We start from the raw sequence: 14,936 nt of genomic DNA, 5'->3' as shown, positions 1-14,936 counted from the left end.
AGCACTCTACTTCCCCTTAAAAACCTCATGCTCTTCATCTCCCCCCGCCTTCAAGTACGCCACCAAATCCTTCAACTCCTCCACATTCAAGGGGTTGACCAACCCGGGAAGCATTGACGAGATCGTCGAATAATTTTTAGTCAGCACGTCCTTCTTGTTGACTTTGGCCAAAAAATCGGGGGCGTAAGGATTTTGAGAGATGTAATAATACTTACTGTCTTGATTGGCGATTTTGCCGACCAGGCTTTTCCCATTTTTTAACTGAAACTGGGTAGCAGCGTATTGGTCAGAGATCGTTTTACTGGGGTCAAGGATGGCCTCCAGGATGTCTTTGGTGCTGAATCTCGTACCAATTTGGGTGAGATCAGGGCCAATGTTGCCTCCTTCACCTTTGATTGCATGGCAGCGCGAACAAGTGGTAGCCACATACATCGCCTTTCCCCTTTTGAAGTCTCTTCCACTCAACTCAGCCGTAAAAATGGTATCCATGTCCTTTACTTTATAGTTTTTCCCGGGGCCTTTGGGGTAATCCTCCTGGGCTATATCATTACCAGACTTGGTCAGCAGTTCCCCACCCGAAACTTGGTCGTAATACTCTCTTTTGTTGGATGGAACATTCTCCAAGGCTATTTTCCTGGCTTTATCAATAAATCCGACGTAGCTATTGCCACCTTTGAGTGCAAAGGCTTGTTTGTACCAGGCAAAATACTGCTCCCGCAGCTCCGGCGTCCAACCCACTTTGGCTTTGGCCAACATCATGGCCAGGTAAGTTTGTTGAGGTGCAGGCATTTTCTCCAACATTTTGGCGATGTCCAGGCCGTACTGCGGGTTTCGCAGGATCAAGTCTTCGGAACTGGTGGCGAGTCCTTCGTTTGGATTGTACTGCTCTTTTTTTGCCATCAAGGCCAAGGTTTTGGGCAAAACTGATGGTGCTTCCAAAAAAACGAGCAACTTGCAATAGGCTTTATTGTGTTCGGCTGAATTACTAGGGTATTGGGCATCCAGCAAGGCTACAATTTTGGCTTTTTGGGCTGCTTCAGGCATGCCAAACCGGGCAAAAACCAATTCATAGGCCCGCAACACATCCAATTGCTGAGTAGGGGAGCTTTTAAGGTAATTGATCCTGGATAGGGCATTCAGAATGGGAGCCTTGTCATTTTCCGTTCCGTTGCGGATAAGACCGATCATGGCATTCGTCAAGGCAACGGGGTTTGTTTCCGCCAAGGCTTTGGCTTTCCAGTCCCCTACTGGCTGGTGCTCCAGTGCAATTCGGGCGGCATAACGAATGGCCCGATCGGGGTTCCCCAAGTGGGGCCACGCGTCAGTTATCGCTGCTGTATTTCCAGGAGTATGAAAAGCTTCCAGTTTCCGGCGCAGCTTATTTTCTTCGGTCAATGGCGTGGTTTCTGAGCTGGCGGTAGCTTCTGTGCCATTGTAATACACCCGGTACAAATCCGATTCAAGCCTGCGGCCTCCGGTCAAAAAATACAAAGCGCCATCCGGGCCGATGGCCCCATCCGTCAATGGTAAGGGCACTCCTGATAAAAACTCCTCCCGGGTGGCCGTGTAGGTTGATCCGCTGGGCTTGAGGTGGATGGCATGAATGATCCCAAAACTCCAGTCAAAAGCCAGCAGGGTTTGTTTGTATTTGGCAGGGAATTTTGCTTCTTTGGCATAGAGTAAATTGGTGGGCGAGCCCTGACCAATGTTGATGACGGGCGGTAAATTGTCGGGAAAACTAGCCGACCACTTGCCGTCGCCCGTTCGCCAGCCAAATTCGGAACCACTGGTGGCATGACAAATCCGGGTAGGCCGGTACCAGGGCAGGCCAAAATCCCATTCCATATCGGCGTCGTACACAAAAAGGTCGCCGACATCATTGAAGGCCATATCAAAAGGATTGCGGTAGCCCGCTGAAACCAATTCCCATTTGGTGCCCTCTGGGTTGACATTGGCCACCCAGCCTCCGGGTTCCTTGCGGTCGTTGGCGTGCCCACGCGGGTCTTTGATTTCGGTAAAAAGGTTGTCGTACTTCCAAGTCTGAGGCAATTTGTAGGCATCCATGGTGGGCAAATCGGTATAATTGCCACAAATCACGTACAGCGATTTTTTATCGGGGGAAAGTTTGATGCTGTGAGGGCCGTGCTCACCTTCACCGACCAGATTTTTAATTAGGGTCAGCTTATCAAACTGATCGTCGCCATCCGTATCTTGCAAGCGGTAAAAGCCGGATCCTTTGGGCAGGTTTTTATTGGAGCGGTTGTTGACCATCACGTACAAGCTGTTGAAGGCGTACAACAAACCGTGAGCTGCCCCAAAATTGAGGGAGTCGTTCTCCAGTTTTATTTTTTCGATTTTAGGGGTCAGGTCTTTGGCACCAATCGCAGGAATTTCCAATCGGTAAATACCCCCATATTGGTCAGAAGCCAACATGCGCCCTTTGTCATCAAAACACATCGATACCCAGGAGCCTTCCTTACTTTCAGATGGGCTGTACAGGTGTTCAGCTACAAAACCGGGAGGCAGTTTCAGGTTATCGGTTTTGGGGGGATTAGCCGGAAGGGGATACCGGAAGAATTGTAAAGAACCTGTGCTCAACAGCACAATCGGCAACCAAAGGTACCAAGGCATTCTAGCTAATCGTTTCATTATTGATAAATTAAAGGTCTTTTGAATTAAAAATACAACCCGCTTGTGGTTCCTGTCCACGCAAAATGGCCAGTACATTATTCACCGTACTCACACACATGTTTTTATAGGTTGTGGCGGTCAGGCTACTGATGTGTGCGGTAATGAGTGCTTTGGGGTGGGCGATCAGTTCATCACTGGCAGTGGGGGCAGGAGAAGTGGGTACATCCGCACCATACCCGGCCAGTTTTCCGCTATTGAGGGCTTCAACCAGCGCTGCTTTATCCACAATCTGACCGCGGGCAGTATTGACGATGATACAGGAGGGTTTTACCTGGCTCAAAGCTTCGGCGTTGATTAGGTTAGTGGTTTCCGCAGTCAAGGGCACATGGATGGAAATGAGGTCGGCAGTGGCCAACAATTCGCCTTTTGGGACATATTGATAAGGAACATCCTTAGGTGACTTTGACCAATAAATAACCCGCATACCCAAGGCTTCGGCTATTTTCGCCACTTTTAATCCAATGTTCCCCAAACCCAGAATGCCCAGCATTTTTTCTCCTACTTCGTCACTTTTAAAGGTGCTGCGTGCGGCCCAATTGCCACTTTTGACATCGTTGAGGGCCTGAAAAAGATTGCGTTGCAGCATCAGCATCAGAGCAATAGCGTGTTCGGCTACGGTGGCAGCATTGGAGCCGGGGGCATTGACTACCTTGATTTTTCGCTTGCTCGCTTCGGCTACATCCACGTTGTCGAGGCCTACGCCACAGCGGGCGGCAACTATAAGATGAGGGCAGGCATCCATCAATTGTTGGTTGACCTGACCCAGGCCGCGGGTAATAACGGCATCAATTTTGGATAACACTTCGGCAGAAGGCAGTCCGGCAAAAGCGGTATGTACCACAACGTCTTCTGCTTCGCTGAGCAGTTGATTGGCTTCTTCGGCAATGGTTTCGAGCAGTAGGATATTTTTCATGCTTCGGTGTGCTTATGGCTAGGCTATCTTGCAGCTTAGGTGTGTCTTAGGTGTCTAAGGTTTCTTAGGTGGTGAAAAAGAAAAAAATATCTTTCACCACCTAAGAAACCTTAGACACTTAAGACACACCTAAGTAAAAGTAAAATTAGTTGTGGTACAAAGTCGCGTCCTTAGACTTATACCCCCGGAAATCATTGCGCCCGGAAACGTATATCCCCGCCTGAAACAACTCATCTTCAAAAATAGCCGGATCAATTTCAGAACCAGGCTTGCAGGACAACTCCAGCAGATTCCCCGAAGGATCCCGCACGAACATTTGAATTGGGCCATCAGGCAATTGCCGAACCTTCCCCCAGGGTGAAGTATCAATTACCCCTAACTCTTTCATCCGCCAAAAGATGGCATTGATGTCGTCCACCTGCATGCAAACATGCCCGCGGAAAGAGTAAGTGTCGTCCCACTCAGTCAGGTGGAGCTGCTGGGTTTCGTTGATTTTGAAAAAGGCGGTGGGGTAGTCGAATAAGAAGGCTGGGATAATTTCCATACCCAGTTCTTTTTCATAAAATTCGCAGGCAGCTTCCAGGTTGCTCACCACAAGTGCCACGTGATTGATGCCGATTGCTTTTGCCATAACACTAGATTTTTTGCTTGAACTCATGTACAAAATCCCAGTTGGGGGTCAGTCCTAAGCCCGGCGCTGTAGGTGCGGAAAGCATCCCATCCTCAACTGTGATTTTTTCTTTTACCAAATCGTACATCATCGGATTTCCCCCCAATGAAAACTCGATCACCACCGCTGCCGGGGACGCAAAGGCCACATTTACCCCCGCCATAAAAGAAAAAGCCGAGCCCCAACAATGCGGTGCCAACTCCAACTGATACGTATGCGCCAATTGCGCGACCCGCATCGACTCGGTGATGCCGCCGATGATGGCGGAGTCAGGCTGGACAACATCCAGGGCCCGTACTTCGATCAAATCGCGCACATCAAATGCGGTGTATTCACTTTCGCCTGCGGCAATGGGTATGGCGGTAGAAGATCTTACTTCAGCGGTACCGTGTCGATTATCGGGGCTGATGGGTTCCTCAAACCAGTAGAGGTTGCAGTCTTCGACCCCGCGACAAAACTGTTTGGCTTCCGGCACACTAAAGGTACCGTGGGCATCCGCCATGAGTTTGATGTGGTCGCCGATGGCTTCCCGGGCTGCGCGCACCCGCTTGACACTTTCGCCAACCGTGTCGTCCATGATGCCCACCCGCATTTTTACGCCCTTGAATCCTTTTTCGATGTAGCTGTTGAGCTGTTCGCCAATTTTATCCGCACCTGCCCAGCCGCCGCTGGCGTAGGCTTCCATGGTATCGCGGCAGGCACCACCCAAAAGTTCCACGACGGGTACGCCCAGTGCTTTACCTTTGAGATCCCACAGCGCAGTATCCACTCCGCTCATCGCCGAGATGGTCAGGCCCCGACGGCCTAAAATGGGAAACTTGCGCCCCCTGGATAAGGCGTAATGATCACGAGTGCCGTTGTAAATGTGCTCCCAGATGCGCGAAATGTGGCGGGCATCCTTCCCGACCAACAAGGGTTTTAGCTCCTTTTCTACACAAGTTACAATGGATGCGCAGACTCCCGATGAGCCTACGGCAGCTTTGGCTTCGCCAAAACCTTGTAGCCCGTTGTCGGTTGTTATCACCACCAGGGTCATGTCAAAATCGGTCAGCAGGCCGTAATCGGAGCGATGCTGTTTTTCTTTGGGAATGGGACAACGCAGCCAAAAGGCTTCTACATTGGTGATTTTCATATCAGTGCACTAAGTGTTTCTATGGATTTCCGGGTCAACATGGTGTAAAACTCTTCGGTTACCGCCGAGCTACCGTGGTCTTCCAGGAATTTCTTTTGTTCAGGACTGAGTCCTTCTGGGTTGGTTTCGATGGAATTGGGATGTGGGTTGGCAGGAGTACGATCTAAGGGCGAACAAAACTCTACCGACAAGACCTCATTGTAGCCAATTTCATGGAGCGTGGCGATGATTTTTTTCCAATCCAGCTTGCCCATGCCGGGTGCCATCCGATTGTTGTCGGCAACATGGAACCCGACCAAACGACCTTTGGCGCGGCGAATGGCTTCAAACATGTCGTCTTCTTCGATGTTCATGTGGAAGGTATCGAGGCAAACCCCACAATTGGGACCGACTGCTTTGGCCAGGGCCAAGGCCTGATCACCACGGTTGATGAAATAGGTCTCAAAACGGTTGATCGGTTCAATGCCCAATAAAATGCCGATGCTCTCAGAATAGGCGTAAATCTCCTGCATGCCTTCGATGGCCCATTGCCATTCTTCCTCTGGGCGGCCATCGGGAATGATTTTGCCCACGGTGGCAGGCACTACCGAAACCATGGTGCCATTGAGTTCTTTGACCATCGTCACCACGTCTTTGACGTACTGGACCGAGCTGGCTCTTTGGGCTTTGTTTTTGGCCAGGAGGTTGCGTTCTTCCAGCATCAGGGTTACGGAACCCCAACAAGTGAGGCCGTGATCCTGTAGTAGTTTGCCAACATATTTGGTGTCGTAGGCCTCGGGGGTGCCTTGAATTTCAAGTTTGTGGTAGCCTAGGGCTGCAATTCGTTCAATCGTTTTTTCGATTGTTTCGGCGCGCATCCAGTTGTGTATCGCCAGTTTCATGCTTATCTGATTTTGGTGTTTGTCAAAAGTATTAAGTGCCATTAACAATAACCAGGCACCTATTTGCCAGCATTTGCTCGCCAAGGTAGTGGGGCAAAAACAAGTGTTCATTTTTGTTAGGCCAAAGGATTAGTTAAGACACTTGAAATGAACCGTTTACTTATCTAATCCTTTGGCAAAATGAACACTTATTTTTTTATCGCCCCAGGGGATGTTCTTTCAACAGTTTTTTGCTCTGAATAAAAGCTTTTTTTCCTAGGAGTTTGGCCCGAACTTCCTTTACTTTTTCTGGCAAAATGACCGAGGCCTGGTTGCCAAAAGAATTGCGGACGTAGGTGGCTACGGCGGCCAGTTCCTGGTCGTTGAGCATGCCTTCAAAGGGCGTCATTGGAACCATCCCTTCGTAATTTTTTCCATCCACTACAATCGGCCCCATCATCCCTTTGAGGATGATTTTGATGAGTCGATCTTCCGAGCCCGTCACCCATTCGGTGCCAGACAGTGGTGGAAATCCAGAACCCGGCAGGCCCTTGCCATCCGCTTGGTGGCAGGTGATGCAAAAACCTTCCTTGGAATAGAGGGCTTTACCCTGGTTGAACGCCTCGAAGTCCTTGCCTTTGAGGTTGGTCGTGCTGTATACTTCTTTGACCTTTTTTACGGCCCGGCCACTCAGGTGTGCCACGGCGGTCTCATGGGCATGTACCATCCAATCGTCGAGCGGCTTCTTTTTGGCCTCTTCCAAAATGGGCAAACCTTTTTCCGCACTAATCCGGGAGGCTGCAACGATAGCCCCCAAGCGCACTCGACTGTTTTCATCCCGAGCGGCTTGCATCAGCAATTCCGCCTGGTCTTTGACCTGATGGCCCGTAAAGCGCAAGACCTCAATGGCCGCAGCCCGCACTCGGTAGTCTTTGGCTTTCATGAGTTGTTTCAACAAGGATTGATTCACTTTATCCAAACCCCAACTTACCCAAAGGCCTTCCAACTGATGGTGTTCGTATTGGGGATCATTTTTATCTAGCGCCGCCAGCCACTTGTCCATTTTGGATAAAACTTCCGTTGCGTTTCTTCCTCTCAGTTCCCGGCGGGTGCGGTAACGGGTACGGTATTCGGGCAGTTTCAGGTTCCCCAACAAGGTTTCAATGCTGGCACCATCGATTTTTGCGGGTGTAACCAGTGGTCGAGAGGGATAGGTAATCCGATAAATCCGGCCATGTACATGGTCGCGCAGCGGATCGCGGGCATTGTGCTGCATGTGGCCGATCAGGATGTTGTGCCAATCTATGATGTAAAGAGAACCATCGGGTGCAAATTCCATGTCGACAGGGCGAAAATTGCGGTCTTCACCTACCAGCAAATCCTGACGGTGTTTGGTTTTGTAGCCCGTTCCATCATCCCAGATCTGGTGCTGTTTGGTGCCCAAAAAGCCTATCGTATTGTTGATCAGCATATCGCCTTGGACTTCATCCGGAAAATGGCGGCTGGACACAAATTCCAGACCCGAGGTGGGGCGCACCATGTGGTCTTTTTCGATGAGTTGTACCCCTTTGTGGGTTGCCTCACCATAACGCGGCAATACCGTGCCAGGTGTCATCCAGCGCACATCAGGGCTGGAGGTTTCGGCAAAAAAAGGCTGTCCCCAATTGTCGAAAGCGATGCCCCAGGGATTGGGAATGGCCAATTGAGCAATCCGATCCAGTTTGTGCAATTGTGGACTGTAGCGGTAAAAACCACCATTGGTAGCTCGGACCGTACCGTAAGCGGTTTCAACACTGGTATGTAAAAACACCCCTTCGCCCGTATAAATGGCACCGGATGGATCCGCACAAAATGCGCTACTGTTGTGATGGGTATCGTGGTCATCAAAGCCACTGAGGATGATTTCGACCTTATCGGCTTTGTCATCACCGTTGGTATCGGTGAATAATTTTAGGTTGATGCCCTGAGAAACATACACGCCCTCTGGCGCAAATTCAAATCCTAAGGGCAAGTGCAAACCCTCCACAAAAGTCGTTTGTTTGTCCGCCTTACCATCGTTGTTGGTGTCTTCCAGGATGATCAGTTTGTCGTTGGGTTTGGCATCGCCCGGTTTGTAATGGGGGTAGCTGGGCATCGTGGCTACCCAAAGCCGACCTTTGTTGTCGAAAGACATTTGTACCGGATTGGCCAGGTCGGCAAACTCTGCCTCGGAGGCAAAAAGTTCAATTTTGTACCCATTCGGCACTTTGAGTTTCTCCATTGCATCTTTGCCGTAGAGGTACTTCAGGCTGCCATTTTTTTCGGGGTTAAAATTGGTTTTGATTTCGGGCAAACTGCGGGTGGTTTTATCCGTAGTGGCCAGATCGGTTTTTTCTCCTTTTTGTGCAGCCAGCCAAATTGCCTTATCGCGAATCGCCGTCATTTGGCGGATTTTTTCGATTTCAGCGGGGTAGTTATCGGGGCCAAAGGGGTCATATCTACGGCCATACACGTGTACGCCGTTGGGGATTTTGTAGTCGTTGTGCCACATCCAGTTTTTTTCCATCACCATTTCACGGATCAGGTTGCGATTCGATTCGGCTTTGGTGGGGGCATTGCCAAAAACTTCATCGCTCAGCAGTTTGGCTAGTTTTTTATACCCGGCTTCATTGAGTTGTGCGCCATCGATGGTCAAGGGTTCGGCGGTGGTTTCGTACCATTGTTTAGATGGGGTAAAGGCATCCACAAATTGGACTTTGTTTTGTTGGGCCACTGCCTTCATGGCGTTGGTGTAAAGCAAGAGGTTTTTGTTCTCTTTTTCACCATTCGGCAAGTCGTGAATGCTGGTTAAATCTTCAAAGGCAGTGGGGGAAACCAGGGCCAATTGAGGCGCGGAGCTGCCATTGTATTTTTGACTAAGCGTATGTTTGATAAACGCGTCCAGTTCCTGCTTGTAGCTTTCCAGACCTGCCTCGCCTTGAAAGGACTCACTGTAGCCGAAAAAAGCAATGATGATATCGGTATTGAGTTTGGTCAACCATTGATCCGGGCTATCGAAATGCCCCTCACTGTCGGAGTTGTTGGCATACTCGGTTTGGAATTTTTCCGCACCCGGAAAAGCCCAGGGTGAAAAACGGGAAGCGTGGGGCCTGAATCCGGGCGTCTCGCCAGGATCACACATGTTGCGGATGAACAGCGATTTTTCAGGATAACGGATATGCATTTCAGTTTCAAAATGGCCGTAGTGCATCATTCTGGAACCCAGGTTGCCTCCAATCAGGGCGATATGTGCATCTTGTTTGAGCTCAAGTTTGACTGGTTGTTGGAACTGTAAAACGCTAAATAGCATAAAAACGAGCACAAAAACAGAATAGAAAGACTTGCGCTTGAAGAGCATCTGTTGAGTTGTTTATAATGGTGAAAAATGCAACTAGTTGAGCATTTAGATCATTTCACAATCCCTCGGTAAGGCACATTGATGTCAATTTTTCCCTTCCATTTTTTAGGCACTTTTTTACCTAGTTCCCAGTGGATGGCATTGATGATCAAACGTTGAACGGATTCAACTTGAAAATCTTCGGGGTGCCCGAGGGTAGTGGTAAAGATTTTTGCCCCGTACGAGTTGGTCCCAACCCAGGCTACTGGATTGTCAATCGCTGCTTTGTCAGGATTGATGGATTTGCCCATCAACAACCACTCGGAACCCTTCGTGGGATAATCAGGCAAAAGACGATACAACCAGGAACTTACCCTGAAATTGGGCGCAACACCGCGTAAAATAGGATGTTTTTTAGCCGCCTCAATGACCGAAACTTCAGTGGTACTCTCGTGCCCGTAGTGAGTGTGCCCGGCTTTACCACCCCAGCCCGGAGGCGCATTGAGGGCAAATTCGCCAAAGGCATTCCAACGTACGGAGGGGTCGTCTTTGGGGAAATTGAAGGCATGCGTAGTGGTGCGAAATCCCATCAAGGGCTTGGCCGACTTGAGGTAGTCTTCGATTAAGGCCAATTGTTCAGGAGGCAACTGCCGCCAACGCAGATAGAATATGGCCAGGTCGGCCTCTTTCAGGCTTTCCAGTCCGGGAATGTTTTTTTCAGCGTTTTGATTGGGATAAGCCTTTAATACTTTGGTTTGGATTCCATAATTTTTCTCCAACTCAGCGGCGATCAAGGGCAGGGTCTGTTCGCCACCGTATTCATGATCGCCAGTAACAAATACGACGAGTGGCTTTTTTTGAGTAAAGGAATAAAAAGCCGTAAGCAGTAACAATAAGCAGAGAAGCCCCTTTTTCATGCGGTGGTTTTTTGAGATTGGACCAGGACAATTTTTTAAGCGCTTACAAAATAGAAAAACCATCAAATAAAATGTGGATTCTACTACACACAAAAAAAAAGTGACGTGCGATTTACCTATCACACGTCACTTTTCTTTCGTTACTACTTATGTAAGCTTACTGTTTCCGCTCGATCAGCGTGGGGAAAGTAGCTGAAGTATAATGTGAGAATTTTTTATCACTGGTGAATTTAGGCTTGTACGACCGCGTAAAAGTGCCAAAGAAGGCGCGCAATTCTTCTGGTTTAAAATTCCGGGAGTCTGGTTTTACGAAATAACCGATGTGCCGGATGGTACCATCTTCATTCCAAAACACGTGCAAAAAAACTTTCAACCCGTTGATGTCAAACTTAACCGTTTCGGCGTGTTCCTGGATGGATTTGATGAATTCCAGCCAATTGTTCAAAGCTTTACCCGTATCGTTGCCCGAAATCACCAAAAGATTTCGTGGATGGTCAACACTCAATTTTTCGTAAGCAGCTTCATCCTGGCCCAAAAGGAAAACAACCGGTAGTTGTTGGCTTTGGCCAAAAATAAAGGCTGGTGCACAGGCCAAAGCCAGTGCAAATAAAATAGTTATTGGAATTAAACGCATGTTCAAGGATTTATGATGAAATTAAAGGATACCCTGCTTAAATTTAATCGGCTTGTAGTGATTATGACGCAGAAGGAGCTAATGAGATACATCCGATAATCAACGGCTTGCGTCGGAAAAAATTTCCATCTTGTGACTTTTTACTGCACATTTGTATCTAAAGGAAGTTGATTAAACTATTCAACACCTTAGCAAGGTACAAGTTCTAAACTATTGAAAGCAAAAGGAAAGCAAAAAATATGATCATCGACGTAATTTTTTTGATCGTTGCTGCGGCTGGATTTTGGTTCGGCTATTCCCGGGGGATCATTGAGACGGTGTTCAAATACGTTTCCATCCTCTTAGGGATCATGGCTTCTTTGCGCTTCTCGCCCATGATGACCAATTTCCTGCAGGACGTTACGGGTTACCAAAACCCGCTGATGTTTTTGGCTGGGTTTTTACTCACCTTGTTTCTCACGATGTTTTTATTGCGTACCGTGGGGCGAGGGCTCGAAGGGGTACTACAAACCATCAACATCAACTTTATCAACCAAATCATCGGGGGAGTAGTATCCGCGGCCTTTTCGGTGCTGATTTATAGCAGTTTGTTGTGGTTTGTGCTGATTTCCTCTGCCACAACCAATGACGCAGTGGCCGAATCTCGAACCTATCCTTATTTGAAAGATTACCCCAAAACGGTGTGGGGGCTTTTGAAAGAAGCTCAACCCGTCCTGCTCGACTTTTGGGATTACTCCGTGGATGTAATGGATGACATCCAGAACTTGACGCAAAAAACGGAGACGGAGGATGTTTACGACCTCGAAGATCAGGAAGATAGTGGTGCTGTGGATGAGAGTCCGTACAATAATAATTAATCCCGGAAACACCTAAAACCCCTTCCAATCCAACACCACTCTTTTCCCCGTATTTGCAGCCTTAACAACGGCTTCAATAATTTTTAAATCAATCAAACCTTCCTGTCCAGACGCTTCTGGGGTACGGTTATTGAGTACATCCTGGGCAAAAGCGTCCAACTGGGCGATTTGTTGAAATTCCGGGGTCTGAAAATTCAGTTTAGTTTCAAAAGTTTCACCACTTGCACCTGTTGCATTGTAGGAAGGTTGCAGCCCATACCACTGGTAACCGGAGGTGACGTGCAATCGATCGACGTAGGAAGAATACGTCGTGGTCGAGTTGGAGACCGCGCCGCCAGGGAATTCCATCTGGAACATCACCATTTCATAAATATCTTTGAACACCTTTTCGTCACGCACAAAGCCTTGCGCTGTAACCGCAGTGGGCAACTCCCCTGCTGTCCGCCGCGCGCCTTGGATGCAGTAGACGCCCAAGTCCATGATGGCGCCACCTCCACCGAGGGCTTTGTTGAGTCGCCATACTTTGGGGTCGGCCATCGAAAAGCCCAGGCTACTTTCGATGGTTTTTACGGCTCCGTGTACTTTTTGTGTGCCCAGGCGGCGGATTTCCAGGTGATAGGGGTCGTAATACAAGCGGTAGCCGACGCCCAGCTGCACTTTGGCAGCCCGACAAGCGGCAATCATTTGTTCACATTCCTTGACATTGAGTGCCATGGGTTTTTCACAAATGACGTGTTTGCCCGCCTTGGCCGCCCGGATGCTGAACTCGGCGTGCATCGAGTTGGGTAAAACGACATACACGATATCGATATCGGGGTTGTTGCGGATTTCGTCAAAGTTGTCGTAGTTGTAACTATTCTTATCGGGAATCTGGTATTGGGCTTTCCAGCTTTCGGCCTTGCTGGGGGTGCCCGTGACGATGCCTGCGAGACGGCAATGTTGGGTTTGTTGGAGGGCGGGTGCCAGTTGGCGGGTGGCGTAGTTGCCGAGCCCGACCAGGGCTACGCCCAGTTTTTTTTCGGGGTGTGGCCAACAGCCAAGGCTGGCGGGTGCGAGTAAGGAGGCGGTGGCGAGGGTGCTTTGAGCGATGAATTTGCGACGTTGCATGTGGGTGATTTTTGGTGGTATGAGTGAATTTGGAAAAGTATAAAGGGACAGATTTCATCATTAAAATAGCTTAGTTCTTTATATTTTTGACACATCGGCATGAATAGCCGTAAGTTTTTGCTCCATGATCAATAATTTCTATGAGCTTGGAATCACCATGTAAGTACATCGCCCAGATGTAATCACCTTTACTTCGGGTGCTAGACCATAAAATACCATTTTCCTTCAAGTATAAAAATGTACCATCCAAGCCCATTTCTCCCCCTAAAAAATTGTCAAAATTCATTGAGTTTTGCTCTTTCTCAAGGTATGATTTTAGTGAAACTAACTCTTGTTTTGTAGGTAGGCGCCAACCTTCACCTAAGCCAGTACACGCATACAAAGCTCCTTCGAAATTGTACAATCTGCCATATCTGTTTGAGGTTTTGCACATGTTGTTGTAGCACCAAGAATCATCATTAATCTTAAAACTAATGTTTTCTGATAGCCATTCAAGGTCATTGATTATCGTAGTCTTATAGCGCTTTCCATCTCTAAAGTCTAGCAAATCAGAATCATCAAATAAAGATTTGGAGATCAGGAAAACAATTAAAAAAACCACCAAAAGAAGCAAAGCGAAACGGCCAGACTTAGATCTTTTTTTAGTACTCCAAAGCCTTCCTTCAATGTTTAATATGGCACTGTTTATCGTATTTAGTTCTACATCCCTGCTTTCCTTAGTAATTAGTCCATTCAAAAACTCTTTATTCAATTTTTGATAGCGATTTGAAAGGCGGATCACATCGTTTTCTATTTTTGTTCTAGCACTTTTTCTTAATAGATGCTCGATTGCTAAGTTTTCCTTTCCACTTGCAATTAGTTTTTTTATTTCTTGAAAGTCTTCTTTTTTCATTAAAATGGCTAACGTAATTACAAGATAAAGTCGCTTGAAGATTTGAGAGTAGAGTAATTCAATGAGTTACCTCTCTTTGTTTTATCAAATCGTACAAAGCTCTTGTCGTTTCAGCTTGAGAGGCTTTTAATTCTGACAATTCTTTCAAAACATTCCCCATTGGATCATTAGCTTTTTGCTTGAGAATATTATGGTATGAAGTTGCAAAAACTGAAAAAGCTTCTGCTTTGAAAAATGATTTTTCGCTAGGCAAAAATTCTTCCGGTAAGGCTTCCGTTGCAATAATCTGGATAGACTGAATTTGCAAATGCTCATCCAAATCGATAACGAAGCAAAAGGGTTTATTCAAAAACAGTTCCCTTAAAGGCTTTTCACCTTCAAAAAACGCTAGTAAATCTTTACTTGTGCAAGGTAAGATTGCCCAACGATTGCATTCTTCATTACTGTCCACCCATTTGTACAGAAAATAATTCTCTGGGTTATCGCGATCAACGTACAGGCTCAACAATGGACCTTCGTGTTCAAGTAAGTCTCCTAATTTTTGGGGAACAAAACCCAACTTTGATATTTCAACACTTTGAACCTGCTCCATGATCACATTTTTTGTATGATGGTGAACTTTTCAACATAAGAGGCTGAACTAGAAGAATGATGAGAGAAATGTCCCAGCCGTTCCATTTCTCCGTTTACTCCATCTTCTTCAGAAAGGCTTCCCTCTGCAATTTGAGTTCCCAAAGCCTTGGAAATATTGCTACCCATGATGTCTTTTAGAGCCTGTAAAAAATTACGTTTTTCTCAATATGAGATGAATGTTAGCAATCAAAACAAAAGTCTCACTAGTTCTGGTGTCGGCTTCGTAATCAAGGGAGAGCCTTCTTGACCACATGAGCCAAGAAATCGTCCTCTCG

13 protein-coding genes are annotated in these 14,936 nt (G+C 47.5%); 1 reads left to right on the top strand and 12 read right to left on the bottom strand.

Features of this window, described 5'->3' with window-relative positions; translation table 11 throughout:
- Positions 1–6: 6 nt before the first annotated feature.
- The 8 genes from ACEW9O_RS07780 to ACEW9O_RS07745 all read right to left on the bottom strand — a co-directional run bounded on the left by ACEW9O_RS07780 (position 7) and on the right by ACEW9O_RS07745 (position 11,172).
- Positions 7–2,649 (bottom strand): c-type cytochrome, encoded by a 2,643-nt coding sequence (locus tag ACEW9O_RS07780; RefSeq protein WP_373549578.1) that lies wholly within the window; start codon positions 2,647–2,649, stop codon positions 7–9.
- A 10-nt stretch (positions 2,650–2,659) separates the two neighbouring features.
- On the bottom strand, positions 2,660–3,604 hold the full coding sequence (locus tag ACEW9O_RS07775) for a 2-hydroxyacid dehydrogenase (RefSeq protein WP_373549577.1): 945 nt from the start codon (positions 3,602–3,604) through the stop codon (positions 2,660–2,662).
- Positions 3,605–3,749: 145 nt separating this feature from the next.
- Positions 3,750–4,235, bottom strand: a complete 486-nt coding sequence (locus ACEW9O_RS07770) for a VOC family protein (protein ID WP_373549576.1) — start codon at positions 4,233–4,235, stop codon at positions 3,750–3,752.
- Between the two features lie 4 nt (positions 4,236–4,239).
- Entirely contained in the window at positions 4,240–5,406 is a 1,167-nt protein-coding gene (locus ACEW9O_RS07765) for a mandelate racemase/muconate lactonizing enzyme family protein (RefSeq protein WP_373549575.1), read from the bottom strand.
- The gene (locus ACEW9O_RS07760) at positions 5,403–6,287 is read right to left on the bottom strand and encodes a sugar phosphate isomerase/epimerase family protein (protein ID WP_373549574.1); all 885 of its coding nucleotides are present in this window, start codon (positions 6,285–6,287) and stop codon (positions 5,403–5,405) included. Before ACEW9O_RS07760 ends, ACEW9O_RS07765 begins: the two co-directional genes overlap by 4 nt.
- Before the next feature lie 196 nt (positions 6,288–6,483).
- Positions 6,484–9,594 (bottom strand): PVC-type heme-binding CxxCH protein, encoded by a 3,111-nt coding sequence (locus tag ACEW9O_RS07755; protein WP_373549624.1) that lies wholly within the window; start codon positions 9,592–9,594, stop codon positions 6,484–6,486.
- Positions 9,595–9,692: 98 nt separating this feature from the next.
- Positions 9,693–10,538, bottom strand: coding sequence for a ThuA domain-containing protein (locus tag ACEW9O_RS07750; RefSeq protein ID WP_373549573.1), 846 nt, complete (start codon positions 10,536–10,538; stop codon positions 9,693–9,695).
- A gap of 157 nt (positions 10,539–10,695) precedes the next feature.
- Positions 10,696–11,172 (bottom strand): hypothetical protein, encoded by a 477-nt coding sequence (locus tag ACEW9O_RS07745; RefSeq protein ID WP_373549572.1) that lies wholly within the window; start codon positions 11,170–11,172, stop codon positions 10,696–10,698.
- A gap of 239 nt (positions 11,173–11,411) precedes the next feature.
- Here ACEW9O_RS07745 and ACEW9O_RS07740 point away from each other — a divergent pair, with 239 nt between their 5' ends.
- Positions 11,412–12,029, top strand: a complete 618-nt coding sequence (locus tag ACEW9O_RS07740) for a CvpA family protein (RefSeq protein WP_373549571.1) — start codon at positions 11,412–11,414, stop codon at positions 12,027–12,029.
- A 12-nt stretch (positions 12,030–12,041) separates the two neighbouring features.
- Here ACEW9O_RS07740 and ACEW9O_RS07735 read toward each other — a convergent pair whose 3' ends face one another.
- The 4 genes from ACEW9O_RS07735 to ACEW9O_RS07720 form a co-directional block, all read right to left on the bottom strand.
- Positions 12,042–13,136, bottom strand: coding sequence for a Gfo/Idh/MocA family protein (locus tag ACEW9O_RS07735; protein WP_373549570.1), 1,095 nt, complete (start codon positions 13,134–13,136; stop codon positions 12,042–12,044).
- A gap of 70 nt (positions 13,137–13,206) precedes the next feature.
- Positions 13,207–14,028 carry an FISUMP domain-containing protein gene (locus ACEW9O_RS07730; RefSeq protein ID WP_373549569.1) on the bottom strand — a complete coding sequence of 274 codons (822 nt, stop codon included), beginning with the start codon at positions 14,026–14,028 and terminating at the stop codon, positions 13,207–13,209.
- Between the two features lie 58 nt (positions 14,029–14,086).
- A complete protein-coding gene (locus tag ACEW9O_RS07725; RefSeq protein ID WP_373549568.1) occupies positions 14,087–14,620 on the bottom strand; it encodes a hypothetical protein in 534 nt (177 codons plus the stop codon).
- A 2-nt stretch (positions 14,621–14,622) separates the two neighbouring features.
- Entirely contained in the window at positions 14,623–14,787 is a 165-nt protein-coding gene (locus tag ACEW9O_RS07720) for a hypothetical protein (RefSeq protein WP_373549567.1), read from the bottom strand.
- Positions 14,788–14,936: the final 149 nt, after the last annotated feature.

The organism is Haliscomenobacter sp. (assembly GCF_041740695.1).
Classification (GTDB): Bacteria; Bacteroidota; Bacteroidia; order Chitinophagales; family Saprospiraceae; genus Haliscomenobacter.
Note: the sequence above shows the minus strand (reverse complement) of the source record. Positions and strands in the feature narration are given on the sequence as shown.